The organism is Flavobacterium alkalisoli (genome assembly GCF_008000935.1).
Taxonomy (GTDB): Bacteria; Bacteroidota; Bacteroidia; order Flavobacteriales; family Flavobacteriaceae; genus Flavobacterium; species Flavobacterium alkalisoli.
In genome coordinates this window covers 2,778,852-2,805,234 of sequence record NZ_CP042831.1, presented here as the reverse complement: position 1 = coordinate 2,805,234, position 26,383 = coordinate 2,778,852, and the positions used below count along the sequence as shown (strand labels likewise).

General features: G+C 37.7%; 27 protein-coding genes. 14 read left to right on the top strand and 13 right to left on the bottom strand.

What is annotated here, in order from left to right:
* Positions 1-163 precede the first annotated feature (163 nt).
* Both FUA48_RS12825 and FUA48_RS12820 read left to right on the top strand, forming a co-directional pair.
* Positions 164-670 (top strand): GNAT family N-acetyltransferase, encoded by a 507-nt coding sequence (locus FUA48_RS12825; RefSeq protein WP_147583894.1) that lies wholly within the window; start codon positions 164-166, stop codon positions 668-670.
* Positions 667-1,629 carry an SRPBCC family protein gene (locus FUA48_RS12820; RefSeq protein ID WP_147583893.1) on the top strand — a complete coding sequence of 321 codons (963 nt, stop codon included), beginning with the start codon at positions 667-669 and terminating at the stop codon, positions 1,627-1,629. Before FUA48_RS12825 ends, FUA48_RS12820 begins: the two co-directional genes overlap by 4 nt.
* Here the strand turns inward: FUA48_RS12820 and FUA48_RS12815 are convergent, their stop codons facing one another.
* Both FUA48_RS12815 and corA read right to left on the bottom strand, forming a co-directional pair.
* Complete coding sequence (locus FUA48_RS12815) at positions 1,630-2,325, bottom strand: DUF1003 domain-containing protein (RefSeq protein ID WP_147583892.1); 696 nt, start codon at positions 2,323-2,325, stop codon at positions 1,630-1,632.
* A gap of 1 nt (position 2,326) precedes the next feature.
* Entirely contained in the window at positions 2,327-3,412 is a 1,086-nt protein-coding gene (corA, locus tag FUA48_RS12810) for a magnesium/cobalt transporter CorA (RefSeq protein WP_147583891.1), read from the bottom strand.
* A 67-nt stretch (positions 3,413-3,479) separates the two neighbouring features.
* Here corA and hutI point away from each other — a divergent pair, with 67 nt between their 5' ends.
* Positions 3,480-4,715 (top strand): imidazolonepropionase, encoded by a 1,236-nt coding sequence (gene hutI, locus FUA48_RS12805; RefSeq protein WP_147583890.1) that lies wholly within the window; start codon positions 3,480-3,482, stop codon positions 4,713-4,715.
* Between the two features lie 64 nt (positions 4,716-4,779).
* Here hutI and FUA48_RS12800 read toward each other — a convergent pair whose 3' ends face one another.
* Positions 4,780-5,655, bottom strand: coding sequence for a hypothetical protein (locus FUA48_RS12800; RefSeq protein WP_147583889.1), 876 nt, complete (start codon positions 5,653-5,655; stop codon positions 4,780-4,782).
* Positions 5,656-5,761: 106 nt separating this feature from the next.
* On the opposite strand from FUA48_RS12800, the gene FUA48_RS12795 reads away from it, so the two are divergent.
* The 9 genes from FUA48_RS12795 (at position 5,762) to FUA48_RS12755 (ending at position 12,078) form a co-directional block, all read left to right on the top strand.
* A complete protein-coding gene (locus FUA48_RS12795) occupies positions 5,762-6,796 on the top strand; it encodes a formimidoylglutamase (protein WP_147583888.1) in 1,035 nt (344 codons plus the stop codon).
* 67 nt (positions 6,797-6,863) lie between these two features.
* Positions 6,864-8,150 carry a DEAD/DEAH box helicase gene (locus FUA48_RS12790; RefSeq protein ID WP_147584999.1) on the top strand — a complete coding sequence of 429 codons (1,287 nt, stop codon included), beginning with the start codon at positions 6,864-6,866 and terminating at the stop codon, positions 8,148-8,150.
* A gap of 46 nt (positions 8,151-8,196) precedes the next feature.
* The gene (locus tag FUA48_RS12785) at positions 8,197-8,628 is read left to right on the top strand and encodes a GNAT family N-acetyltransferase (RefSeq protein WP_147583887.1); all 432 of its coding nucleotides are present in this window, start codon (positions 8,197-8,199) and stop codon (positions 8,626-8,628) included.
* Positions 8,629-8,708: 80 nt separating this feature from the next.
* Positions 8,709-9,023, top strand: coding sequence for a hypothetical protein (locus FUA48_RS12780; protein WP_147583886.1), 315 nt, complete (start codon positions 8,709-8,711; stop codon positions 9,021-9,023).
* A 3-nt stretch (positions 9,024-9,026) separates the two neighbouring features.
* The gene (locus FUA48_RS12775) at positions 9,027-9,296 is read left to right on the top strand and encodes a hypothetical protein (RefSeq protein ID WP_147583885.1); all 270 of its coding nucleotides are present in this window, start codon (positions 9,027-9,029) and stop codon (positions 9,294-9,296) included.
* Positions 9,293-9,967, top strand: coding sequence for an ATP-binding cassette domain-containing protein (locus FUA48_RS12770; protein WP_240732455.1), 675 nt, complete (start codon positions 9,293-9,295; stop codon positions 9,965-9,967). The genes FUA48_RS12775 and FUA48_RS12770 overlap by 4 nt, the downstream gene beginning before the upstream one ends.
* A gap of 2 nt (positions 9,968-9,969) precedes the next feature.
* Positions 9,970-10,800 (top strand): endonuclease/exonuclease/phosphatase family protein, encoded by an 831-nt coding sequence (locus FUA48_RS12765; protein ID WP_147583884.1) that lies wholly within the window; start codon positions 9,970-9,972, stop codon positions 10,798-10,800.
* Positions 10,801-10,830: 30 nt separating this feature from the next.
* Positions 10,831-11,424, top strand: coding sequence for a hypothetical protein (locus tag FUA48_RS12760; RefSeq protein ID WP_147583883.1), 594 nt, complete (start codon positions 10,831-10,833; stop codon positions 11,422-11,424).
* A gap of 3 nt (positions 11,425-11,427) precedes the next feature.
* Entirely contained in the window at positions 11,428-12,078 is a 651-nt protein-coding gene (locus tag FUA48_RS12755) for a hypothetical protein (RefSeq protein WP_147583882.1), read from the top strand.
* Positions 12,079-12,107: 29 nt separating this feature from the next.
* On the opposite strand, the gene FUA48_RS12750 is transcribed toward FUA48_RS12755, so the two are convergent.
* From FUA48_RS12750 to FUA48_RS12705, 10 genes are all read right to left on the bottom strand, one after another.
* Entirely contained in the window at positions 12,108-12,551 is a 444-nt protein-coding gene (locus FUA48_RS12750) for a protease complex subunit PrcB family protein (RefSeq protein WP_147583881.1), read from the bottom strand.
* A 4-nt stretch (positions 12,552-12,555) separates the two neighbouring features.
* A complete protein-coding gene (gene bshA / locus FUA48_RS12745) occupies positions 12,556-13,686 on the bottom strand; it encodes an N-acetyl-alpha-D-glucosaminyl L-malate synthase BshA (protein WP_147583880.1) in 1,131 nt (376 codons plus the stop codon).
* Positions 13,687-13,778: 92 nt separating this feature from the next.
* The gene (locus FUA48_RS12740) at positions 13,779-14,237 is read right to left on the bottom strand and encodes a DUF1801 domain-containing protein (RefSeq protein WP_147583879.1); all 459 of its coding nucleotides are present in this window, start codon (positions 14,235-14,237) and stop codon (positions 13,779-13,781) included.
* Positions 14,238-14,260: 23 nt separating this feature from the next.
* Positions 14,261-17,164 (bottom strand): glycoside hydrolase family 3 N-terminal domain-containing protein, encoded by a 2,904-nt coding sequence (locus FUA48_RS12735; RefSeq protein ID WP_147583878.1) that lies wholly within the window; start codon positions 17,162-17,164, stop codon positions 14,261-14,263.
* 84 nt (positions 17,165-17,248) lie between these two features.
* Positions 17,249-17,731, bottom strand: coding sequence for an ABC transporter ATPase (locus FUA48_RS12730; RefSeq protein ID WP_147583877.1), 483 nt, complete (start codon positions 17,729-17,731; stop codon positions 17,249-17,251).
* A 9-nt stretch (positions 17,732-17,740) separates the two neighbouring features.
* Positions 17,741-18,535, bottom strand: coding sequence for a (Fe-S)-binding protein (locus FUA48_RS12725; protein ID WP_147583876.1), 795 nt, complete (start codon positions 18,533-18,535; stop codon positions 17,741-17,743).
* Between the two features lie 7 nt (positions 18,536-18,542).
* On the bottom strand, positions 18,543-18,989 hold the full coding sequence (locus FUA48_RS12720) for an LNS2 domain-containing protein (protein ID WP_147583875.1): 447 nt from the start codon (positions 18,987-18,989) through the stop codon (positions 18,543-18,545).
* A complete protein-coding gene (locus tag FUA48_RS12715) occupies positions 18,989-20,317 on the bottom strand; it encodes a (Fe-S)-binding protein (RefSeq protein ID WP_147583874.1) in 1,329 nt (442 codons plus the stop codon). The genes FUA48_RS12720 and FUA48_RS12715 overlap by 1 nt, the downstream gene beginning before the upstream one ends.
* 42 nt (positions 20,318-20,359) lie before the next feature.
* Positions 20,360-21,304 carry an MlaD family protein gene (locus FUA48_RS12710; protein ID WP_147583873.1) on the bottom strand — a complete coding sequence of 315 codons (945 nt, stop codon included), beginning with the start codon at positions 21,302-21,304 and terminating at the stop codon, positions 20,360-20,362.
* 70 nt (positions 21,305-21,374) lie between these two features.
* The gene (locus FUA48_RS12705) at positions 21,375-22,508 is read right to left on the bottom strand and encodes an N-acetylmuramoyl-L-alanine amidase family protein (protein WP_147583872.1); all 1,134 of its coding nucleotides are present in this window, start codon (positions 22,506-22,508) and stop codon (positions 21,375-21,377) included.
* A gap of 124 nt (positions 22,509-22,632) precedes the next feature.
* Here FUA48_RS12705 and FUA48_RS12700 point away from each other — a divergent pair, with 124 nt between their 5' ends.
* Positions 22,633-25,323 carry a putative LPS assembly protein LptD gene (locus tag FUA48_RS12700; RefSeq protein WP_147584997.1) on the top strand — a complete coding sequence of 897 codons (2,691 nt, stop codon included), beginning with the start codon at positions 22,633-22,635 and terminating at the stop codon, positions 25,321-25,323.
* A 5-nt stretch (positions 25,324-25,328) separates the two neighbouring features.
* Complete coding sequence (locus FUA48_RS12695) at positions 25,329-26,237, top strand: hypothetical protein (protein WP_147583871.1); 909 nt, start codon at positions 25,329-25,331, stop codon at positions 26,235-26,237.
* Positions 26,238-26,383 lie beyond the last annotated feature (146 nt).

Genomic DNA, 26,383 nt, shown 5'->3' with positions numbered 1-26,383 from the left:
CTTTATATAGTAAGCCCCGCAATAGCGGGGCTTTTTTTGTATACTCTCATTTTGTATGTCATTGCGAGCCTGCGAAGCAATCTTTTATTCTTAATTTATTAGATTGCCACGTCGTTCCTCCTCGCAACGACAAAACTGTAGGGTTAATTATTATATTTGTTATATGGAAACAACACTGCGCCCTGCCGTTATAAACGACCTTGAAGGTATACTGGCAATAGTAAACCACAACATACTATATTCTACCGCATTGTACGATTACAATGTAAAATCTATGGAGTACATGCAACAGTGGTTTACAGAGAAACAGGAAGCGGGTTGGCCTGTTATTGTTGCTGATATAAAAGGTAAGGTTGCAGGCTATGGCACTTACGGAACTTTCCGCACAAAGGACGGTTACAAATACACTGTAGAGCATTCTGTTTATGTAAATGAGGAATACCACGGCAAAGGCATAGGAAAAATGCTTTTGGCCGATTTAATTACACTAGCCACAAAACAGGGAATGCACAGTATGATTGCCGGTATTGATGCCGAAAATAAGGGAAGTATAGAATTCCATAAAAAATTTGGTTTCCGTGAGGCAGGCCTGTTAAAAGAAGTCGGTTTTAAGTTTAACCGCTGGCTGGATGTGGTGTTTATGGAACTTCACTTAAACCAAAACCCATGAAACAATTCTACAGACAAAAAACAATCATGCTTGCCATAGGTATTATACTTGGAATAGTATATGGCCTTACAGCGCGTTTTATATTTGAATCTTCCATCGCTACGGTTTCATTTCTGGTATTGATTCCTGTAGGACTTGGAGTCATCCCTATGCTGTTTTCTTATCAGGACCAGCTAAACAGTTACAAGTGGTTGCTCTTCATCCCATGGTTAAGCATTCTTGCTATATTAGGAGTATTATTACTCCTTCGGGTAGAAGATATCATGTGTGCTGTTATTCTTGCCATTCCTTTCTTTTGTGTGGTCACATTTGTTGCTTTTTTATTTATATTTATTAATGCCACAATAGCTAATAGAAAAAACAAAAGAAACAACCGTAATAAAGCTTTAGGGCTAATACTTCTGCCCTTTCTGTTTTATCCTTTAGAACAATCTATAGAGAGCCCCTCAAACAATTACATTATAGAGAGTGAGGTTATTATTAATGCTCCTGCAAATAAAATCTGGAATAACATAGTAGCTGTAGATACCATACAGGATTATGAATACAATCCCGGAGTTCTTAATCGTTTAGGTATACCAAGACCTATTAATGCTAGGGTAACAAAATATGGTTTAGGCGGAATAAGAACCGGTCATTTTGAAGACGGACTGCTTTTTACAGAAACCATTACAAAATATGACCTTAATAAAGAGATTGCTTTTTCCATAAACGTGAATACAGCTTCATGTGAGAACAAAATCTTTCAGAAGCACGTACTACAGGGAGATTATTTCCGCTTTGAGAATGCTGTATACAGGCTTACACCAATGCCAGATGGAAAAATAAAACTCTCACTGGCATCAGAATATAACCTTACCAGTAATGTAAACTTTTACGGTAAGTTTTGGGCTGACATAATGATAGAAGATTTTCAGGACAGGCTATTACAGGTTATAGCCAACAGATGTGAAGAATAACTATCGCTTTTCCAGCTTAGCCATTATATCGTTCATCATATCCATTTGTATCTTTTGTATCTCTATAAGTGATTGCTCCTGATGCAGAATCAGATGATCCATTTTTTCGTGCAACATGCGTATCTCCAACTCACTTTTAAGATTTACCATATAATCGTTTTTGGCTCGTTCACGATCTTTTTCCTCCTGCCTGTTTTGGCTCATCATAATTACCGGAGCCTGTAAAGCTGCAAGACATGATAAAATAAGGTTAAGTAATATAAACGGATATGGATCAAACCCTTTATTAGTAAGCCAGAATACATTAAGAGCTATCCATCCTAACAGAAATACCATAAAGGAAATGATAAAAGTCCAGCTTCCGCCAAAGGTTGCTACCTTATCAGCAACGCGCTGCCCAAGTGTAGACTGAGAATCTTCGTCATCAGGATTATCAGAAAGCAGGGTTTTATCCTTTAGCGCATTTAATACCTTTTCTTCCATTTCGTTCAGGGTTCCCATTTCTGCCGTAAGATAATTGGCAATATATTTTTCGCGGTAATGATTAAGCTCATCAAGAGAAAGGCTGCAACTATCGTTAAACTCCGGATGTTCTTTTTGTATCAGATCAAAAATAGGCTTTCTTACAGCTTTTGCCAATATTCTTTCACGCTGGGCATATTCCCTGCCCGAAACATCACTTACAAACTTTTGCATATTAAAACCACTTCTTACGTTTAAAATAGATTACCATAACAATCGCTAGTGTTACCATTACCCCTAAAGCATAATAGTAGCCGTTTTGATAATGAAGTTCAGGTATATTATCAAAATTCATCCCATATACACCAACTACAAATGTCATAGGCATAAATATAACAGAGAAAATGGTAAGCGTTTTCATAATCTCGTTCATACGCTGTCCCTGTGCCGAGTAATAGAAATTGGAAGCACTGTCCAGTGAGTTCATATCATACTCAATCTGATCCAGTAGTTCAAGGCTTTTTTGATGCAGGCGCGAAAAGAATGTATAACTTGTTTTATCAATAGTTTCATAGTCCTGCTCTTCCTCATCGTTTTTAATATTAAAAAGCGCCTCCCTTAACGGAGTTATGGAGCGTTTAAGGAAATTAAGGTTTTCCTTTGTCTTTTCAATATCGGCAATAAAATCAGCCCTATGGTCTGTTTTAGCCTGAAGGCTCAAACGTTCAATACGGTCCTCATACTTTTCAATATTGATAAAAAAGTTCTCCATTATGGCATCGAGCATAAGGTACAACAGGTAATCGTTTTTCTTTTTTCTTACTACACCTGTTCCGGTACGGATACGCTCCCTTATATGCGAAAAATAATCGCTTTTCTTCTCCTGAAAAGAGATAATCAGATTATCCTTTAATAAAAAGCTTATCTGCTCAGTACTGATGTTACCTTCCTCCTCTTCCGGTAATGCCGATTTTACGCTAAAGAATAGAACATCATTACCCAGTTCCTCTATACGTGTTCGCCTTGAGGTATTAAGTATATCGCCAATTATAAAGCTTTCTACATGCAGCATCTCCCCTATCTGCTTAATCAAGTCCACATCGTGAAGTCCGTGTATATTAAGCCATCTTATACTCTGGGAATCTGCATGATTATTACATTCTTTATGAATGATATCTAAGGGTACTTTTTGGTATTCCTTATATCCGTTTTCATCATAAACAAAAAGCTGCATTTCAACCGGTTCGTTATTATATACTCCCGTATACTCATAATAATTGGGCTGAACTTTGCGTACTTTTCGGTATTTGATTCTTTTCATATCGATTTGTTTCTATAAATATAGGAGTTTTTTAAAATCCATTCTATTTTTACAAAAAGTTTAATTCATGAAGATACTTATTAAGAATATTAAGGAATTGCTGCAGGTAAGAGAGGATGGAATTGAAAAAGTCTCAGGAAAAGACATGGCCGTGCTGCCTTCTTTAAAAAATGCTTTTCTTTTAATTGAAAACAACGTTATAGCTGATTATGGTTCTATGGAAAACTGCCCGGATGTTATTGGCGCAAATACTATAGATGCTACAGGCAAAACGGTTTTACCTGCCTGGTGCGACAGCCATACCCATATTGTATATGCCGGAAACCGCGAACAGGAATTTGTAGACCGCATTAACGGACTTAGCTATGAAGAAATAGCTTCCCGTGGCGGAGGTATACTTAACTCGGCAAAAAAGCTTAATGAAACTTCAGAAGAAGACCTTTACCTGCAATCCCGCAACCGCCTTGAAGAGGTTATGCAGCAGGGAACAGGAGCAGTAGAAATTAAATCGGGGTACGGTTTAACTGTAGACGGTGAACTTAAAATGCTTAGGGTTATAAAACGACTTAGGGAGGAATATCCTATTGCCATAAAGGCCACTTTTTTAGGCGCACATGCCTTCCCTACAGAATATAAGGAAAACCACAGTGCCTATATAGACCTTATAATAAACGAAATGCTACCTAAAATAGCTGAGGAGAAACTGGCCGATTATATTGATGCTTTTCTTGAAACGGGGTATTTCTCGGTAGAAGAAACCGAACGCATTATGGAAGCCGGTAAAAAATACGGACTTCAGGCTAAAATTCACGTTAACCAGTTTACCTCCATTAAAGGTATTGAAGCCTGTGTTAAATATGATGCACTAAGTGTAGACCATCTTGAAATTGTAACAGATGAGGATATTGAAGCATTAAAAGGCACTAAAACGATGCCTGTTGCTTTACCTACATGCTCATTTTTTATAAGCATTCCGTATACTCCTGCACGCAAAATGATGGAAGCCGGATTGCCCCTTGCCCTTGCTACCGACTTTAACCCTGGCACTACCCCATCAGGAAATATGAACCTTGTAGTGGCAACTGCCTGTATAAAAATGAAAATGACTCCGGAAGAAGCTATAAATGCAGCTACCATAAATGGTGCTTATGCTATGGACCTTTCTAAAACACACGGTAGTATTACAAAAGGAAAAATAGCTAACCTTATAATTACTAAACCACTTACCTCCTATTATCAATTGCCTTATGCTTTTGGCAGTAACCTTATTGATTCAGTTATTATAGAAGGACAAATGATTTAATCATTGTATATAAAAAGAAAAAGGAGCCAATTGGCTCCTTTTTTATTACAGATATTGTTTTCTGTTATTTCAAAGTAAATGTAGCATTAGCCACAAGTTGATCTTTATCAAAAAGATTTACGTGGTAAAGACCTTTTTCAAAGTTATCTCCTGAAAGGATCTCGCTTACTAAGATAGATTTGTTTTCATAGATAGCATTAGTGATAAAGCTGTAAGTAAGCGTATAGTCACCAAATGTTTCAGTTTGTTTTTCACCAAGAACATTGTTTTTACTGTCTATAATCTGTACATAGAACATTCTGTTACCTGTTTGAGCCACTTCGTTAGCTGCAATGGTAAAAGTTATTTTAAGTTTGTCTACACGTCTTGCTTTATCAGTAGCAACAAGTTTACCTGAACTTTTCTCTTTAAACGCCTCAGCTTTAAGGTTAACGATAGAAAGCTTAGAAGCTTTTTCTACAGTTTTGCTAAGTTTTTCGTTTTGAGAAACAAGAGTGTCATTGTATTTTCTTGTATCATCAAGAACTACAATAGTACTGTCACGCTCCATAGTAAGTGACTGGTTTTCTTCTGTCAGCCTTTTGTTCTCAGCAATAAGGTTATCCATTTCACGCTTCAATCTAAAATAATCGTTTTTGTATTTCTGTAAAGAAGCATTATCGCCTTTAGACTTTTTAAGCTGGGCAATTAAATCATCGATGTTTGCTTTCGCTGTCTCAATCTGCGCTTTAATGTCTGAATTCTCAGCCACGACATTTTCATATCTGGCTTTTTCAGCCTCAAGATCAGCAATAAGACCATCTTTTTCCGAAATGTACTGTTTCTCAGTAGCCTCATTATCTGTACTCATTTTGTACATGTACGCAAGGCTGCCTACTAGTAGTATGGATAGTACTACTATAATCGCTTTTAAACTAGAATTACTTTTTTGTTGTTCCATTATTTATTAAATTGTTTTTGCCAAATTTATACATATTTTAATTCTATGGTTGCTTTTTAACGAAATTTTATAGGAAAATAGTATTTTTGAATCGCATAATAATCGTATGGAAAATATAGTAAAGTTCACAGAAACAGACTTATCTAAATATACTTCGCACAGAAGCGGAGAAATAAAATTTGGTGAGAGAATACTTACCATCCCAAAAGAGGAGAAAACTTTTGAATACCTGAAATCGGCAGAGGCAGACTTTGTGCTTTTAGGTGTTCCTGAGGATCTTGGAGTAAGGGCAAATTTTGGAAGGCCCGGTGCAGATACAGCCTGGGAAACTGCCATAAAAGCAATAGTTAACCTTCAGCATAATAAGTTTTGCAAAGGTAACCGTTTGCTTATTTTAGGGCATATTGACGTTTCGGGTATCATGAAAGAAGCCGAAGCACTCGATGTAACCGTTAAGGAAGACAGAAAACAACTTTCGCTACTTGTAGAAAAAGTTGACAAGGAGGTGTCTCATATTGTAGCAAAAATTATTTCTGCAGGAAAAACACCTATTATAATAGGTGGCGGACATAACAATGCTTATGGTAATATTAAAGGTGCTGCACTGGCAAAAGGAAAACCTGTTAATGCCATTAACTTTGATGCCCATACCGATTTCCGTCAGCTTGAAGGACGACACAGCGGAAACGGATTCTCCTATGCAATGGAAGAAGGTTTCCTTAAAAAGTATTTTATTTTCGGGCTACACGAAAACTACGCCTCTAAAGGTGTAATGGAAAATATTAAAAAACTTAGCGAACGTATACGTTATAATACCTACGAGCAAATCGCCATAAGAAAGGAAAGAAGCTTTAGTGATGAAATGGCACATGCTTTAGGATATATAGAAGATGAGTATTTTGGTATAGAAATAGACCTTGACTCCCTGCCTAACGTAGCCAGCAGCGCCATGACACCAAGCGGTTTTAGTATTGAGAAAGTAAGGCAGTTTATTCATTACTTCGGGAAAAATAAAAATACTGCTTACCTGCACCTTTGTGAAGGAGCGCCGGCTCTGGACAACGACAAGAACAGCCATCTTACCGGTAAGCTTATAGCCTATCTTGTAACCGATTTTATTAAAGCAAAAGGCGGAGAATAACGCTAATTTATTTTAACGTACCTTTGCAACCTGCCTGGTTAACTAAACCGGGCATAATGTGTTTATGATGAAATTTGAAGATCTTAATTTACTTAAGAACATACAGCAGGCCCTTGCAGATGAAGGGTATGAAAATCCTACTCCAATACAGGAGCAGGCTATTCCGGTTATTCTGGAAGAGAACGACCTTGTGGGCTGCGCACAAACCGGTACAGGTAAAACTGCAGCATTTGCTATCCCTATGCTTAATATATTACACCGCATAGTAGGCTCGGCAAAAAAGAGAAAACTTATCAGGGCACTTGTTGTGACCCCTACCCGCGAACTTGCATTACAGGTTGGTGAAAGCTTCGATACTTACGGTAAATACACAAACATACGTCAGGTAACTATTTTTGGCGGGGTTAATCAGACTCCGCAAGTAGATCAGCTTAAAAAAGGGGTTGATATACTTATCGCTACTCCTGGAAGGCTTTTAGACCTTCACAAACAAGGATTTGTAGATTTAGACCATCTGCACTTTTTAGTACTTGACGAAGCCGACCAGATGCTGGACATGGGCTTTATTAATGATGTAAAGAAGATTATTAAGCTTACACCCGATAACAGGCAAACATTACTGTTCTCGGCTACTATGCCTTTGCCTATTCGCGAACTGGCAGATACTTTCTTAACGAACCCTAAGTATGTTTCGGTAACACCTATATCATCAACTGCCGAAAAGGTAAAACAGCAGCTGTATCTTGTAGACAAAGCCGATAAACGTAAGCTGTTGTATCATCTTATCCGTAATGAAAACCTTAAGAATGTACTGGTATTTACACGTACCAAACACGGCGCGGATAACGTAGTGAAAGCACTAAAGAAAAACGGTGTTGAAGCAGGCGCCATACATGGTGACAAGTCACAAAGTGCAAGACAGCGCATGCTGGATGCCTTTAAAAACAAAGAGATATCGGTACTGGTGGCTACAGATATTGCTGCAAGGGGTATTGATATAGAAAGTCTTCCTTATGTTGTAAACTTTGACCTGCCTAACATTCCTGAAACCTATGTACACCGTATTGGGCGTACAGGACGTGCGGGTAACTCAGGACTGGCAATATCTTTTTGCGGACGTGATGAGCTTCCTTACCTTAAGGATATAGAAAAGCTTATCCGTATGAAGCTTAAGGTTATGGAAGAACACCCTTATCCGTTTGCTGAACAGGATAAAGAAAACAAACCCGAAGGACAAAAACCTGATTTAAGGAATAAAAATAAGAATGCCCGAAGCGGCAAATCAAAGCCGGGAGGAAAATCTAACTCAAGAAAATCTGAGGCTTCAAAGAAAAAGAAAAAACGCTGGTATTAACCAGCGTTTTTTTTATTTACATTTGAGATACTAATCACCTGAAAATATGACCACAAGATTTGCCACACAAGAAGATGTCAGGGTTGTTTACGGGTTTATAAACGAGCTCGAAAACACAGTATTTGATTATGATACTTTTGAAAAGTATTACTTTGAAAATCTTGAAAACAAAAACAATATCTATCTGGTAGCTACAGATACCGTTAAAAATGTAATTGGCTTTTGCAGCTCTCATGGGCAAATACTGCTACACCATCAATGTATGGTTTTTGAGATTCAGGAATTGTTTATAGCTACCGACTATCGTGATAAAAAAGTAGGTCGTTTTCTTTTACAGGCACTGGAAGATATATTAAAACAACAGGGACACGAACTGCTTGAGGTAACCTCTAATAAAAGAAGAACAGAGGCACATCGTTTTTATATTAACAACGGTTTTGCCGAAAGCCATTTTAAATTTACCAAAAAGCTTGGCTAGTCTGTAATTTTAATTTTTTAACACGGGATAATTGCAGTAATATAGTAAATTTGACTACCAACTATAAAAAAATTACTGTTATGAAACCCACATACCATTATGCTACGGTATTAAAAGCTATTGAAGAATTAAGACAAAAAGGATTTACCGAAGATTTTAACCTGCATGAAAACTGTCTGATTTGCAGTACCGGTAAATTTGAAGCTGAGGATTTTGAAATTTCCCATATTTATTACTACGAAGGTGAGAGTAATCCTGATGATGAGGCTACTGTTTATGGTATAGAATCCAAAAGCGGTACAAAAGGGATTTTGGTAACCGGAGACGAACAGGATATAGACCCTATGTCTCAAAGAATAGTAGATAAACTTTTGGTAAGCCGCAAACGTGACTAACCTATGAGAGCTTACTGGAGTTTTTTTTTCAGGGTAAACCTGTTTAACGTTATTGCCAGTGCTATTGCATCGTTCAATATGTTTATATGGTTTCCTGTGTTGCTGTGCACTTTTGGCCTGGCAGTAGGCTTTTATGCCTTTCACTATTTTTATAAAAACGAACTCTATTTATACCATAACCTGGGGTTTAGCAAACTAAAACTGGGAGTAATGACATTTGCCATAAATGCTGCCATTGCCCTGCCCCTGCTTATTATCATATCATTATTTTGAAACAAAGCCTTTCTGCAACCGGAATAATAAAAACGTTTGGTAATAAAACGGTACTGGATAACGCTTATATGCGTTGTGAAACCGGAGAGATTACAGGTATCTTTGGGCATAATGGCTGTGGCAAGTCAACCCTGCTTAAAGTTATTTTCGGAACTCAAAAAGCCGAAAGTGTTTCTGTAAGTATTGATGGTAAGCACTTCTCCCCTAAAGAAATTATTGCCCAACAAAAAATAGCCTATTTACCTCAGGATTCTTTCCTTCCAAAGAACAAGACAGTTAAGAATGTTATTCCGATGGTTCTTGAAAAAGGAAGTCAACAGGATAAAGTTTTATACCTGCCCGAAATTCATAAACTTGCCGACAGGAAGGTAGGCGAACTTTCTATGGGACAGCTTCGTTATCTTGAGCTTTTATTAATAGCTCATTTGCCACACCCTTTCTTAATGCTAGATGAACCTTTTTCTATGGTGGAGCCTTTGTATAAAGAGAAAATAAAAGAGTTTCTACTAAAACTGAAAAAAGAGAAAGGCATATTAATAACCGATCATTATTATGCTGATGTGCTTGAGGTTAGCGATAAAAACAGGTTACTTAAAAACGGAAAAATAATACCTATTGATAATTCTCAGGAACTGGTAACGCACGGTTACCTGACAAGTGTAAATGTTTAACTATGAAAAAAATTGTTTTAATGGCGTTAGGGCTGTTTGCTTTTAATGCAAAAGCACAGGATGTAAAAGTAATGACCTACAACATCAGACTTGATGTGGCAAGCGATGGTGAAAACCGTTGGGATAACAGAAAAGAATTGCTTGCTAAACAGGTACAGTTTTATGAGCCCGATTTTATGGGGGTTCAGGAAGCGCTACCTAACCAGATGAAATATCTTGGCGAGGCATTAACAGACTATGACTATGTTGGTGTAGGTCGTGATGACGGAAAGGATAAAGGCGAATTTTCGGCAATCTTCTATAACAAGACAAAATACAAAATGTTGGAAAACCATACTTTCTGGCTGTCTGAAACTCCTAATGTACCCTCTAAAGGCTGGGATGCTGCCTATAACCGCGTGTGTACTTACGGACTTTTTGAAAACCATAAGACCAAACAGAAAATTTGGATATTCAACACGCACTTTGACCATGTAGGCAATTTGGCAAGACAAAACAGCGTTAAGCTTATAACCGATAAGATAAAAGAAGTAAATAAGGATGATTTTCCGTTTGTGGTAACAGGTGATTTTAACCTGGAAGAAAATACGGAAAGTATAAAAGCAATGTCGGCAGAACTGAACGACTCTAAAAAGACAGCTCAGTTTGTTTTTGGTCCCGATGGTACTTTTAACGCGTTTGAGTTCCATAAACCCGTAACAACAAGGATAGATTACATATTTACAGCCAAAAAGAAAATGAAAGTTTTAAAATATGCTGTTTTAAGCGACTCTAAAGACTGCAGGTACCCGTCAGACCATTTACCGGTTTATATAGAGCTAAAAGTAAAATAAAACATGAAAAAACTATTATTCATAGGATTTTTGCTTATAATTTCCTGTAAGGAAAGTACTGCTCCTGTGGATAATGATACATATACCATTACCAAAAATCATTGGATGTATGATTCAATTGGAAAATATGATACCATACAACATTCTAGTGAATTATACGGTAGGTGTAATTTTATTATAGACAGTACAAATAGAGCCTATTTCTATACTACTACTCCTATCTATAGCAGCGATTGTTTAGGCTTGGAATTAAATCCAGGAAAGACTCGGTTTATAAACTTGTTCCCGAATGATCTGATAAAGGTTGATGATAAAATAATGGATCATTTCATCGAGCTAAATATAGTTAACGATGATATGGATTATATCACTAAAAAATTCAACACTTTAGCTATAGCTACACCTACAGGCACATTTAATTCACCAATACTAACAAATATACTTACCAAAGTTTCCGTAAGCAAAAACAAACCTGTATGGATTGTTCGCCCGTTAACTCAGGAAGAAAGAATTGTACTCAAACATAAAACTGAAGACCGTACAGGTGCTATATACAATCCTTATTTAGTAGAATGGGACACAACCAAAATTTATTTTGAGAAGCCTTGGCCGATAATACCATAAAACATGAAAAAACTATTATTCATAGGAGTTTTGCTTATAATTTCCTGTAAGGAAAGTAATTCTCCTGTGGATAATGGTACAATGTATTACACTACAGAAGGTTTAAGGATTAAAAGAGAAAATGATTATAAACAGCAACTCAGAGAGTTTCGTGAGAAAGATTCAACCTATACTGAACCTGCATTAGTGCCATATTTTTATGATGACCAATTCTATTCGAATCATAATTTTATAATCGACTCCCTTAACCATATATACTATCATTACTGGCCTGAATCATATATATCCGTTATTTGTGCCACCGGATTGGCTGAAGGGCCTTTTCCTGCACCATATATACAGCTTCAACCTGAGAAAATAATTGATGTAACCGATAATATCGAAGCTTTCTTAAAATCCAGAGTTATGGACTCAATTAAAAATGAAGAGGAAACCTTTATTTTTATCGGTTCACAAAAAGATTCCTTTCAGTCTCCTGCAATAGATAAGCTATTCCTTAATTTCAATCCGGACTATAGAGACCGATTTATTCTTTGCCGCAGGACTACGGAAGAAGAAAATATAGCTTTAGAGTACAAAAAGAGTAATAAACCATATGACCCTGATAAAATTAAATGGGATTCAACCAGAACTGATATTAAATCCATAAAATAAAAAATCCCGATAAAATCGGGATTTTTTATTTATTCAAAAGTAACTTTATCTGTTTTTGTTATTGTTGCTATGCAATAGGGCTGCATAAGGGCCATTGTAACATTTTCACCAGCTTTAGGTTTGGTAGTTTTTACCTTCACAAAAGCGGTCTTGTTTTCAATCTTTACATTATCTATACCTATACTGTATCCTCCACTCGGTTTTTGCCCCATAAATAAGGCTACAACATTATTATTATCAAAATCAACGGTTGGTATACTTTCAATGTTTAGCTCCCTGTATAGTTCATCAAGTCGTTCCTGAGAGGTGATAACCTCATTAAAAGCAGTCTCATGCCCTCCATAACCGCTTTCGGTTAATATTTCGTAATTGTTTGCCATAGCTGATTTTCCAGGTTTACCGTCTTCACCCTTCTTATGAGTTACACAACTCACAAGTAAAAACAGTATTGATAATAATGCTAGTTTTTTCATAGTTCTATTTTTGTTTTAAGGCCTTACGGTATAGTTTCTCATATAAAGGTACAATATTTTGTATATCAAACTCCTGTGCCACTTTAAGAGCGTTGTTTTTAAATTGTAATAACACCTTGTCGTCTTCCAGAATAGAAATTGCTCTTTTAGCCATAGTTTCCACATCCCCTACATTAGCCAGGTAACCTGAGTAACCTTCTCTGTTAACCTCAGGAAGACCTCCTGTATTACTTGATATTACAGGCACACCGTTTGACATGGCTTCCAGTGCGGCTAGACCAAAACTTTCGGTCTCAGATGGTAAAAGGAATAAATCGGTAAAACAAAGTATCTCGTTAATCTCACTACTATTACCAAAGAAGATAACCTTATCGGCAAGGCCCAGTTGGTCACAAAGTTTTTCTGCAGGTTCTTTTTCAGGACCATCCCCTACAAGCATAAGCTTGGCAGGCATAACCTTTTGTATCTCATAAAAAATCTTAATCACATCCGGTATGCGCTTAACCTTACGGAAGTTACTGATGTGTGTAATGATCTTTTGAGTTTCAGTAGCCATCATAGAGCGATGGCATGGCGAGTTCTCCTCTATTTTCTTTTTATCTACTTCTATAAAGTTAGGTATAACTTCTATATCTCGTTTGATATCAAAAAGCTTATAGGTATCATCTTTTAAGGCCTGAGATACCGATGTTACCACATCACTATGGTTAATACTGAAACTTACGGCCGGTTTATAAAAAGGGTGATTACCCACAAGGGTAATATCTGTACCGTGAAGCGTGGTTACCATTGGGATTTTAATTCCCTGCTCCTTAAGCATTTTTTTTGCCATATAACCGGCGTAGGCATGCGGAATGGCATAATGTACATGAAGCAGTTCTATACCGTGCAGTTTAACCATATCTACCAGTTTACTGGAAAGGGCTAACTCATACGGTTGGTAATGAAATAAAGGATATTCCGGAACGTGTACTTCGTGGTAATGTAAATTTGGGTTTAATAAGGCGAGACGCACGGGTTGACTATACGTAATAAAGTGTATTTCGTGACCGCGGCGTGCCAGTTCCAACCCCAGTTCGGTAGCGACAACACCACTACCACCAAAGGTTGGATAACATACTATTGCGATTTTCATAAAAGACTAAATAAGTATAACGAAATTAAATAAAAAAAACGGGCTGCCCCGTTTTTATCCTGAAATTAACGTAATAATTACCTTATAAAAAATTATTTGGCTTTTAGGTTCGATTCATATAAATCAATCCATTGTTGCGGTGTCATTTTCGAAACCAACTCACCAATTAGTTCATACGGAATAGCTTCCGGCTTTTTAAAACGCACACAGCTCTTTCCCATGTCCAGTTTTGTTTTGCTGTGTTTAGGGTATTCGCCTACAAACCAGTCATGAAGCTCCTTATCGGCATAAACACCCATATGATACAGGGCAACAAAATTCTTTTGAGAAGCAATACTTAGAAAAGGCAACGGAGTTTTAGGATCACAATGATAACCCGCAGGATAAGTGCTGTGTGGTATTGACCAACCCAACATACCATATCCTATACCTTCCTGAAAGCCTTTCGGCAGATTACTGTTAATAGTATCACGCAGTTTTTCTATATAGGGCCTTCTCTCTTCCGGTATGGCTTCCATATAGTCTTCGGGAGTATTTACATGGTACTGCATAATTATGTTGATTTAGTAGTTTACTAATTTTGAATAATGGACTCCTGAATAACCTTTTGTATATCCTCCCTTATATTTTCTTTAGAGAGTTTATTTTCGGTAGCTTCAGGATATGTCCTGTTAGACAGGAATACATATACTACGCCCGTTGCAGGGTCTGCCCATGCCATGGTGCCTGTAAAGCCTGTATGTCCAAAACTCGATTTGGAAACACAGTCACAAGTTGGGCCCGGATTTTCAATCTGAGGTTTGTCTAAACCAAGCCCTCTCCTGTTTCCGTCTTCACAACCGTAGCAGGTATTAAAGGTATCAAAAGTTTGCTGAGTAAAAAACCTGTGTCCGCCATATTCTCCTCCGTTAAGGTACATCTGCATAATTTTGGCCACATCCATACTGTTAGAGAAAAGCCCTGCATGACCTGCTACACCATCTTCCATTGCCGCAGCCATATCATGCACATATCCCTGTATTACCTGATAACGGAAATAGTTATCTATCTCTGTAGGCGGAATGATACTCATATCCCATTTGCGTAACGGGTTGTAAGTAGTATGTGCAGCACCAAGCGGTTTGTAAAACTCTTCGTCACTTAAAACATCAAGTGGTTTGCCTTTTACCCTTTCAAGGTATTCCTTAAGAAGGATAAAGGTAAAGTCGCTGTAGCGGTACTGTTTTTTAGGCAACAGCTTGCTGTCTGCAATTCGTTTTACAATCGTATCAGGATAATCCTTTCTCAGATAAAGCATTTCTGCCACCTGAAGCGGAAACTCCGGTTCATAATGGTCTCTGTAATATTTTTCAGAAGGGTGCTGGGTACTGTCAAGCGTTGCTACATAAAACGGCATCCACGGCTGGAAACGCGCCTGATGCAATAGCATATCCTTAAGTATAATATCTTTCTTATCGGTATTTTTGAATTCGCTAAGCATGCTGCCTAACTTCGTATCCATTTTTAGCTTACCATGCTCATACATCTGCATAACATGTGGTAATGTGGATAATACTTTAGTAAGCGAAGCAACATCATAAATATCAGAATTAGTTACAGGCGTTTCCTTCTCATAAGTATGATAACCAAACGACTTTTGGTATACTACTTTACCGTTTCTTGCCACAAGCACCTGCATACCCGGTGTCATTTTACCATCTATGGCTTTTTGTGCCAGAAGGTCTATTTGTGTTAGCTTGGCAGCATCCATACCGGCATTGCCCGGTGTAGTAAATGCCAGCCTTCCTGTAGTTTCGGTTTCAATACCTGTATTTACCGTAAACGAATTGTTTATAGATACAGGCAGTTTTCCTTTAGAGCCTATTGCCCCAAAAATAACCTCTGCCGCAACTGTCGAGGCAATTGCATTGTTTTGGTAGGCCAATACAACACTTTTTATATTGGTAAAGTCCTTAATCTGCATAAGCGCATAAGGTTTAACAAAAGCAGCTAGTATAACAGGTTTTACTTTAGCAATAGCTGATATCCACTCCAGTTCGGCATCTGTAAAATTATGGTTCTTCCAGGCACCATCTGCCTTATGGAAACCGATAATAACCTTGGTAAAATCCTTAAGCTTTTCTTTGTATAACGGAAGTGTTTGTTCCTCCAATACTGTAACATCGGCATAAGACTGTAGCTTCTCTACAAAGTCAGTATTATCAGCATCACCCATTTTTATGTAGGCAATTTTCTCATTAACCAGACTACGGATAGGCAATACTGTATTGTCGTTCTTTATAACCGTAACCGCATTTTCATACAGCTTGTAATTAAGGTCGTCATAGATGTATTCGTTAAGATCTGAATACAGATGGGTAAGATCAATAGATTTGTATTTATTAAGCCCTGCCCTGTATTTATAAGCCAGTATCTTTTTTACCGAGTAAGCCAAACGCTCTTCGGTAAGTACGTTTTGTGCGTAAGCTTCTTTAAATTTTTCGATAGCCACAGGAACATTCTCTGCAAAAAGCAAAACATCGTTTCCTGCCAAAAATGCCTCAAGGTCTATCTCTCCCGGTTGCATATAGTTACTGGCACCTTTCATGTTTAGCGCATCAGTAAAAATAAGTCCGTCATACCCCATTTCTCCCTTAACAATATTGGTCACAACATTATAGGAAAGTGATGTAGGATAATTTTCGGTAGGTTCTATACTGGGCACGTTAAGGTGTGCCACCATTATACTGGCAAGCCCTTCATTAAATAGTCTTTTATACGGATAGAACTCTAAATCTTCCAGTCGTTGTGTAGTAAACGGAAGGTATGGTAATGAGTAATGCGAATCGGTAGCTGTGTCACCATGTCCAGGAAAATGTTTACCTGTAGCATACACACCCTGACTCTGTAGCCCTTTCATTAAAGCAAGTGCCCTTTCGGTTACGTTTACTTTATCTTCTCCAAAGGAGCGGTTACCGATAATAGGGTTTTTAGGGTTTACATTTACATCCAGAACAGGGGCAAAATTAAATTGTATGCCCATTCTTTTAGACTGCATGGCCATCTGCTCGCCCATAGTTTCTATAAGATGTAAATCTTGTATAGCTCCAAGCGTCATGTTCCAAGGGTAACGATAGGTAGAGTCTAAACGCATGCTAAGCCCCCACTCACCATCTATACCAATAAACATAGGCGTTTTTGCCACTGCCTGATAACGGTTTGTTAGCTTAGCCTGTCTTACAGGGCCTCCCTGAAAGAATATCAGCCCCCCTACTTTATAATCCCTTACAAGCTTATCTACTTCCTGTACATGCGCAGCATCTTTATTAGAGTATGCTGCTACCATAAACAGTTGCCCTACCCTTTCCTCAAAGCTTAATGAATTATAAATACTATCGGTCCATTTACGTTCGTCCGGAGTTTTATAATTATTAAAAGATGCCTGTTGTGCAAAGGCACACTGCACTAAAAGAAGAAAGAATATCGCGTATAACCTCATTAAATCTCTTGTTTTTTTAAATAATAAAATCATCACTATACAGGCGTAGAATGATGATCTTACATATTATTATTCAGCCTCTTTTTAAAAGAAGCGGCTATGCCAGCTCTCACCTGCAGGTACTTCCCAATAATCCTGCCATTCTCCTATTGTATTAACAAGATTATTAAAAACTACCGTATTTGCAGAAACGGCTTTTTCTTTTGCCATTTTCCTGAACTCAATAAGCGTTTTGTGTGCAATATGCTCACCATTCTTAAAGGTTACATTCATTTTATCAAGCAGGTCTACATTATATTTCTTTTCCAGCTCCTGAATAAAATGCACCGATGCATCTATAGAGCAGCCTGTAGCCGACTGGGTATCCTGGTTAACGGCCAGTATAATAAACCTGTTGTATTTAATCTGATAAGAAGCCTCAAGGCCTGTGCCGTGAGCTGCCCAGTTTCCAACAAAGTCTTTAAGGGCTTCATCTATTTCGGAAATCTCTTCATCAGAGAATTTCCTGTTTGACTGATAAATCCATACTCTGGATTCTTCAGGCAATGTATCAAAGGGAACGTACATAATTAATTTTTATAAATCCTTAGCGTTGGCAATAAGTTCTGCCACATCCATTACTTTAACGTCCGCTTCCCTGTTCTTAGCTTTAACACCGTCTGTTAGCATGGTATTACAAAACGGACAACCTGCCGCAATAATCTCCGGCTGTGTTTCAAGGGCATCTTCTGTCCTTTCAACGTTTACGTCCTTATTTCCCGCTTCCGGTTCTTTAAACATCTGCGCGCCTCCGGCACCACAGCAAAGTCCGTTTCTGCGGGAACGTTTCATTTCCACTAACTCGGCATCCAGCTTTTCAATCAGATCACGCGGAGCTTCATATACATAATTAGCCCTGCCCAGGTAGCACGGGTCATGAAAAGTAATTTTCTTACCCTTAAACTGGCCTCCCTCAATTGTTAACCTTCCGTCATCTAATAATGACTTAAGGAACTCTGTATGGTGAACCACTTCATATTTACCTCCTAAACCAGGATATTCATTCTTTATGGTATTAAAACAGTGCGGGCATGCAGTAACAATTTTCTTAACCTCATATCCGTTAAGAACCTCAATGTTCATCATTGCCTGCATTTGGAATAAAAACTCGTTACCGGCCCTTTTTGCGGGGTCTCCGGTACAGCTTTCTTCTGTACCTAATACTGCAAACGAAACATTTGCCTGATTAAGTATTTTTACAAATGCTTTTGTGATTTTCTTTGCTCTGTCGTCAAAACTGCCCGAACATCCTACCCAAAATAATACTTCAGGCTGTTTGCCCTGTGCCAGCATTTCGGCCATTGTAGGCACTGTTAAATTTTCCTGACTCATAATATCTTTATTCGTGTTTACCATCGTCAAAAACCTGGATGGTAACTTCTTTATCTATTAAATCTGTAAATTTTCCTCTGTAACGTGTAGCCTTAACAAGGTGGTTGTCTATCCAGTGATAGTTACCCCCTCTTGGTTTGCCCATAAGCATACCATGGTATTTAAAGCCATGCTTTTTAAGCCATTCTTCCGTTACGGCACGGTGCTCTTCTGTACGTGAAGTAAAGAAGAAGATAACATGCCCTTCATCAAACCATCTGTTAAGCGTAGCCAATGCATCAGGGTATACCTCTGCAGTAGCCATCCTTTCTGGTTCTTCGTTAGGGATGTCGTCACAAATAGTACCGTCTATGTCTATAAGGTAGTTTTTTATTCCCGGAGGAAGTACCGGACTCAAATGTTCACCATTTACAGTAAGTGGTAATAAATTTTTATCTATATCCTCTTTTTTCATTATGCTTCGTCTTTCCAGTTTAACCTATCCATCTGACTGTACTGCCACGGAGCACCGTTGTTCTCAACATTAGTCATCATATTGTTAAGCTCAGTAGGTGCGGCACTCTGCTCCATTACAAGATACCTTCTCATATCCATAATGATAGAAAGAGGGTCTATGTTTACAGGGCAGGCTTCCACACAGCCGTTACAGCTAGTACATGCCCATAGCTCTTCGGGAGTGATGTAGTCGTTAAGTAATGATTTACCATCATCTACAAACACACCTTTATTTGCATCTATGTTTTTACCCACTTCTTCAAGTCTGTCGCGGGTATCCATCATAATCTTTCTAGGGGAAAGTTTTTTACCTGTAAGGTTAGCAGGGCATGACGATGTACATCTTCCACATTCTGTACAGGTATAAGCATTCATTAACTGAACCCAGTTAAGATCCTGAACATCACTGGCACCAAACTTAGCAGGTACTTCTGCAGCATCAGCAGCCGGTGCAGCAAACGGATCGGCATTTGGATCCATCATCAGCTTAACCTCGTTTGTAACCGACTCAAGGTTATCAAACTGCCCTTTAGGCTTAAGGTTCGCATAATAAGTATTAGGAAATGCCAATAGTATGTGTAAATGTTTAGAGAAATACAGGTAATTCATAAATATAAGTATACCTATAATATGCATCCACCATGCAGCACGCTCTATAATCATTACCGTGCCTTCGTTCATACCGTTAAACAATGGTTCTATGAACTGAGATACAGGGAAAGATCCTGCTTTTACAAAATGCTCTGCACCTGCCATCTGTAAATGGTAGTCGGCAGCATTCATAGTAAGGAACAGTAACATTAATACTGTTTCAAAATAAAGGATAATATTAGCATCGCTCTTAGGCCATCCTTTAAGGTCGCCATGAGCAAAACGCCATAACCTTATAATATTTCTTCTTATATAGAAAATAGCAACCGAAACTATAACACCAAGCGCTAAAACCTCAAACGAACCTATAAGTACGTTATAGAAGCCTCCCATAAAAGAGAAAAGCCTGTGTGTACCAAAAATACCATCTATAATAATTTCTAAAAGTTCTATGTTGATAACAACAAAACCTACATATACTATAATGTGCAGTATACCAGCAACAGGCCTTCTTACCATTTTAGACTGACCTAAAGCTATCCTGGTCATATTAGCCCAACGTTCTTTAGGATTATCATTGCGGTCTATATCCCTGCCCAGTTTAATATTCCTTATCAGCTTTTTAATATTAAGCGCAAAATATCCAAAACCTGCGGCAAGTATAATTACAAAAAGTATATTGTCTATGTAGCTCATGTTATAGGAGGTGATTAGTTCCTTTTAAATACTATTACTTAGTTACTTTTTTTCTTCTACGTAAGGTGTTCCTTTTTTACCGAAAACCGAGAAATGTACATAACGTTTCGGGTTATTCTTAAAGTCGGCAAGCAGTTCTTTAAGTTCGTTAGAAGCATCTGTAAGGTTGTTATACATCGCTTCATCTTTCATTAGTTTACCAAGAGTTCCTTTGCCCTGTTGTACGTCTCCCAGTATCTGGTCTACGCTGGCAAGTGAGTTTTCAAGCTTTCTTACTGTCTCGGCAAGGTTAACCTTATTAAGTGAATCTGAAATCTGTGCAAAATTTCCTGATGCGGTTTCTAAATTGGTAAGTGTACCGTCTATCTTAGACTTGTTTGAAGCAAGTATACCGTTTAACGAATGAGAAGCCTGGTTAAACTGACTCATTGTTTCTTTCATATCTGCTATGGCCTGTCTCAGGTTTTGCTGAGTTTTCATATCCATAACATTATTAATACTTCTTAAAAGGCTGTCTGCACTTACAACAGTTGATTCCACTTTATTCTTTAATGGCGCCAGTTGTTGTGCAACCATATCTACAGTTCCCGGTTTAGAGCCTGCAGTAAGAACTTCTCCGTTTTCGGCAGCTACAGGATTTTTCATATCCGGTATAATTTCAATTTGTTTACCCCCAAGTAAATCCGGAGAATATAAAGTTGCCAAACTTGTTTTTGAAATAGGAAAATCGGTATCAACCTGCATTTCAACACGTAGCTTTCCGCTCTGCATATCAACAAAGCTTATCTCTGTAACCTGCCCTATTACAAGACCGTTTATAGTTACAGGAGCAGAATGTGAAAGGCCTTCCACATTATCATAAACTACGTAAAATGTTTTGTAAGAATTAAACAAATCCTTACCTCTTAAAAACATATAGCCCCATATAAATACTAAAATAGCACCTATAACCAAAATGGCTGTTTTAACTTCTCTTGTTACTTTCAAAATTGATTATTTTAATAAAAACAAATGTAGGACAAATAAATAATTTTATTGTGAATATTATTTTAAAGGTTTACTTACCCTTTAAAGCTTCATTTACAGAAATTTTCTTACCATTTTTAAATGCTACTACAAACGCATCCCTGTATCCCTTGGCCTTCGCCTCCGATAAAAGGTTTTGTGCCTCGTTATAATCAGACACTTCTCCGTAGTAATATTTAACAACCTTACCGTCTTTTTCTTTACTTATATTATTAAGTCCTTTAAAATTAGAAGGGGTTGTGGCAAGATCACTGCTTCCGGCAGCAATCTGTACTTTAAATACAGCTCCGTTTTTAGCTGTTTGTGCAACAGGAGCCTCTTTTTGAGTTTCCTTAGGAGTTTCAGTTTTTGGAGTGGTAGTTTCCGCAGGTTTTACATAGCCGCTTATAGAACTAAGTGGTGTAAAGTTTTCTTTTTTAAACTCTATAATACCTTTGGCAACTGCTTCGGCAAGTTCGCTTTTACCTTTTTCTGAGTTTAGGTACTCCCCTTCATTCTTATAAGAAAGGAAACCAAGTTCTATAAGTATACCCGGCATGGCTACACCATGTAGTACCCAAAAAGGCGCATCTTTAACACCTCTGTCGTTTCTTTTTAAATCTTTTGCAAGTCCGTGCTGAACTTTTACTGCCGCAGCAAAACTCTCCCCTCTGTATTCTTCCTGCATAAGCTGGAATTTTAGTAAGCTTTCCGGTTTGTTAGGATCAAAACCTGCATAACTGGTCTTATCGTCTTCCAGTTCCCACACGGCATTCTCCATTTTTGCAACCTCAAGGTTAGATGAATTTTTGGTTAAACCCATTATAAAGGTCTCAGCCCCGTGTGCAGTTTTCTTGGTTTCTGCATTACAGTGTATAGACACAAAAAGATTGGCATCTGCCTTGTTGGCAATTTTAGGCCTTTCTTTAAGCTCAATAAAAACGTCTGTCTTTCTTGTATATATTACCTGAATATCACTCTCCTTTTCAAGTATCTTACCTACTCTAAGGGTAACATCCAGCGCTATGTTCTTCTCTATAAAACCATTATACATAGCTCCGTAATCCTTACCGCCGTGCCCGGCATCAAGAACTACTTTGAATTTCCCGTTGTCCTGGCCAAACGATACCGTAAAAACCATTAAGAACAGTAATAACCCCAGCTTTTTTTTCGTATTCCCTTTCATTATCATCTTGTTATTGTTCAGCTTATGTTTATAATAAGATTTAGCAATTATTTTTGGCAAAATTATTGTATGTTTGACACTTCAAAAAATAAGCCATATTTTTACAAAAATAGCATTAAAACCGTTGCGCACAAACTTATTTCATATCGTTTTATCAGCAATTTTCCTAACAACGGGAATTTGTAAAATGTCAGCTCAGGAAACTCCAAAAAGCGGAGAATTCAGAAAGGCTGAAAATAAGGAAATTAGCGAACCGGAAATTCCGGATACTACAAAAATTGTTATTCCTGAACAGCCTAAAGCTTTAAAAAACGATACCAATAAAAAAAGAAGCGGTATTGATGCTCCCGTAAAAAGAACTGCCAAAGGCTATGAAAGCTATGATGTAAGAACCAATAAGGCTACCCTTTATGATGAGGCAGAGGTTTATTATAAGGATATCGAGCTAAAAGCGGGAATTATTGTATTTGACGAGACCAAAAACGAAGTTTTTGCAGGAAGAATTAAAGACTCTTTAGGCAATTACACCCAATACCCCTACTTTAAACAGGGAACTCAGGTCGTAGAAGCCGACTCTATTCACTTTAATTCCAAAACCCAAAAAGCAAGGGTATGGAATTCCAGAAGTAATCAGGGTGAATTTTGGGTTTATGGCGAAGTGAGTAAAAAAGAGAATGACTCGGTAATATTTATAAAGAACGCCAGATTTACCACTTCAAAAGATACAGAACATCCTGAATATTATTTCCAAACCAGAAAGATAAAATTTGTTCCGGGGAAGAAAGTTGTTGTAGGGCCTACCAATATGGTAATATCTGATGTACCAACACCTATCGGACTTCCGTTTGCCTTTTTCCCTATGACAGAAAAAGCAACGTCAGGTTTTATAATGCCTACTTTTGGTGATAATCAAAATCAGGGATATTTTCTTCAAAACGGAGGGTACTACTTTGCCCTTAGTGATTATTATGACCTCGCCGTTACCGGAGACTATTATACCAATGGTAGCTACGGTTTAAGGGCCGAATCGCAATATGCCAAGCGATACAAGTACAGGGGTAATGTAAACTTACGTTTTGAAAATATTATTCAAAGTGAACGTGGTTTTCCCGATTACACCAAATCAAGACAATATAACATTCAGTGGTCGCACAGTCAGGATGCAAAAGCAAGTCCTAACTCAAGGTTTTCTGCCAGTGTTAACTTAGGTAGTAGCCAGTACTTCAGGCAGTCGTTAAATACAATAAACGTAGGTTCGAGCCTTAACAACACCTTAAGTTCGTCTATCAGTTACTCAAAAACATTTCAAACCGTACCGCAGGTAAACTTCTCGCTAACGGCAAGGCACTCACAAAATACGAATACCGAGAGTATTACAATGAGCCTACCTACCCTGCAGGCCAGTGTTGACAGGATTTTCCCGTTTGCTAAAGAGGACGAGCCTAAAAAAGGTTTTATAAAAAACATAAACCTTCAATATAGCGTAAGAGGAGAAAACAGTTTCCAGACAACCGATTCGCTTTTCTTTAAGCCCGAAATGTTTAGGGATGCAAAAACAGGTTTACAACACTCAATACCGCTTAGTACAAACTTTAAGGTGTTTAAATACTTCAGTGTCTCTGCCAGTACAAACTATCAGGAAACATGGGTGTTTAACACTATCGAAAAGAAATACAACACTACTACAGGAGAAGTTGACACACGCGATCTAAAAGGATTTGACTCTTTTAGAACCTACAACTTTTCTTCAAGTATAGGTACTACCATTTACGGTACATTTAACTTTGGTGAGGATAAAAAATTCCAGGCACTTCGCCATGTAATGCGTCCTTCGGTATCATACAGTTATACCCCTGCTTTCGACCAGTATTATGATCAATACCAACTTGATGCCAGTGGAGAGAATTATGTAGACTATACCCGTTTTCAGGGTGGTTTATTTGGCGCTCCAAGCCAAAACTTTGCTAATAGTGTAGGTCTTGGTTTAAATAATACTTTTGAAGCTAAGATGCGTAATGATGACGAATCATCAGACGAACCTAAAAAAGTAATGCTTCTTAACAACCTGAACTTTACCACAAGCTACAATATTGCTGCCGATTCACTGGCATGGGCTCCGTTAAGGGTAACAGGGGGTACTACACTTTTCAAACAGAAGCTTAACCTTAACTTTGGTGCTACGCTAGACCCTTATGCAATTGATAACGGTGGCAGAAGGATTGATGTTTACAATATAGATAACGGCGGTAGCCTTTTCAGGCTTACAAGTGCTAACGTAACTATGGGTTACTCTATAAGCAGTACAGACGGACAGGCCGGAGCCGGTAAAAATAAAGATGAGCAAACTGCCAGAAACGGTGGCCGTGATGACGATTTGTTTGGTACAGGTGTAGATATGAGCGACCAACGCCAAAGTATGTTTAATGACGACGATGAGGAAAAGAGCGATAAAAGCGGCGGCACTTTCTATAACTCAACATTCCCTTGGAATTTCAGGCTGGCATGGTCTGTAACCTATAACAACAGTAACAGGCAAAGCGAAATTACCAATAACTCCCTAATGGTATCGGGTAACGTTGATATTACCCCTCGCTGGAAGGTTGGTATCTCTACCGGTTACGATTTTGTAAACAAAGGGGTTACTTTTACACAGTTACGTTTTGAACGCGACCTTTTAAGCTGGCGTATGGACTTTAACTGGGTACCTAACGGCTACAATAAGTATTGGGGCTTCTTTATCGGTATCAAATCTTCTATACTAAGCGATATCAAGTGGGATAAACGTCAGGTTCCGGACAGGAGAATAGGAAACTAATCACAATGGAAAAGGTTGTTTCCAAAAAAAGCTTTTTAAAATATTACGGGCACTTAAGCTACCTGCTTATTTTTTCGATAACGATATTCAGTTTCATTATAATTATCTATCTCGAAGATAAAAGCAAACAGCTTAATATTCATATAATGCCTGTTTTAGGTTTCTTATTTCTTTTTTTCTCTCTTTGGCTCGCGTTTAAATATGCGCAAACTGCCTATAAAATAAAGATTACAAGGCAAACCATAAGTTTTAACTCAAAAACATACCTTATCACAGATATAGAAAAGCTGAAACTTACAGGCACACAAGATTACCCAGTTTTTGGATATGGTAATAAGGAAGGCGCAGCTATTTATTTTAAAGATAATACAGTAAAGTATATCTATGATGATATGTACAGCAATACTGCTGAGCTTAAAAAATTCCTGCTTTCTGTAACTAATCCTAATAACATAGAGCCGGTAAAAAAGAAAATCATAAATACTAACTATAACATCGGTAGTGTTAGCTTTAAAAACTTTTTTATTTTTAGCGTTAGGGGTGGTTTCTTCAGCCTTTTATTAGTAATGCTTTTAATAGGTTTAATACAGCCTAACCCTATTTTTAATATTGTATCTTATATACTGTTTTCTGTGCTCGTAGTGGCATTACATATACCCTTGTTTTATTATTTTGAGATTAGTGATAATAGACTGATTGTAAAAAATCATATTTTATTTACTCGTAAAAGAACCTACTATTTAGATGAGATAAGTAAAATTTCATTTGAACATACTTATGGACTTCCGGATGCTTTACGAATTGTTACTAAAGATTATAAAAGCAAAAAATACTTTGCCGCAAGTTTATATGACAGCACGTGGGCTTCGCTTAAAGAGACTTTAAAGGAGCTAAACATCAATGTAGAAAATTAGAATGGAGAGAATGCGGTCTAACAGACATCCTTTAAAATTTTATTTTGTATTATTTATAGTAGTGGCTGTGATATTGCTGTTTGCTTCATTTCTATTAGACACATATTTAAAAAAGAAAAGAGGCAAACAATATTACTTTCCTTTTT